1 protein-coding gene is annotated in these 1,063 nt (G+C 73.3%); it reads right to left on the reverse strand.

Annotated elements, in window-relative coordinates:
* Positions 1-10: 10 nt before the first annotated feature.
* The coding region (locus ASE66_RS09835; protein ID WP_244494855.1) for a methyl-accepting chemotaxis protein at positions 11-1,063 on the reverse strand (1,053 nt) is incomplete at its 5' end.

The raw sequence follows: 1,063 nt of genomic DNA on the forward strand, positions 1-1,063 counted from the left end.
CTGACGCCGCTCAGAACTCCTCCCAGCCGGCGTCGTCTGCGCGGCCGTTGGCGGCCTTGCGGGGCTGAGCGGCTGCCGGCGCGCGCTCGCGGCGCGGTGCCGCGGCCTTGCTCTGGGCGAAGGCGGCTTCGGCGAGCTGGCGCAGGCGCTCCGGCTCGGAGTCGCGAACGCTGCCGCGATCGGCCGGGCCAGCCGCATGCGGCGCGGCGCCGGCGGAGCGTGCGGGCGCCCGCATTGCAGGGCGTGCAGCAGGGCGCGTCCCGGGGCCGGAAGAGGCCGCTCCGGCCGCCATGGCGGTCGTGGCCCCACCGCCGGTGCGGAAGCTCGCCACCAGCGCGTTGAGCTCGCCGATCCGGCCCGACAGCGCCCCGGCCGAGGCGGCGCTCTGTTCGGCCAGCGCGGCGTTGGCCTGCGTCATCTCGTCGAGATGGGCGACCGCCTGGCTCATCTCGTCGATGCCATGCGCCTGCTCGGCGGACGCCGCCGAGATCTCCTGGATCGTGCCGGTGACCTTCTGCGAGGCGGCGAGGATCGTCTCGAGCGATTCGCCGGCCCGGCGCACCAGCTTGACGCCGGTCTCGACTTCGCTGTTCGACGAGGAGATCAGGCCGGAAATGTCCTTGGCCGCCTCGCTGGAACGCTGCGCCAGCGTGCGCACTTCCGAGGCGACCACGGCGAAGCCCTTGCCGGCATCGCCGGCGCGGGCAGCCTCGACCGCCGCGTTCAGCGCCAGCAGATTGGTCTGGAAGGCGATGTCGTCGATCACCCGGATGATGTCGGAGATCTTCTTCGAAGCCTCCTCGATCCTTGCCATGGCGCTGACCGCCTCGCCGGCGATGGTGCCGCCAGCCTGGGCCGCCTTCATCGCCTCCTCGGCGATCGCCGCCGCCTGGCGCGCGCCCTGGGCGGAGGCCTTGACCGACGCCGCCAGCTCCTCGGTCGTCGCCGCGGTCTCCTCGAGCGAGGAGGCCTGCTCCTCGGTGCGCTTCGACAGATCGTCCGCACCCATGTTGATCTCGCGGGCCGCGACCCCGACATCGGCCGCAGTCGCCTGGATCGTCGA

Origin of the sequence: Allobosea sp. Root483D1 (assembly GCF_001429505.1) — a bacterium.
In the GTDB taxonomy this organism is placed as follows: domain Bacteria; phylum Pseudomonadota; class Alphaproteobacteria; order Rhizobiales; family Beijerinckiaceae; genus Allobosea.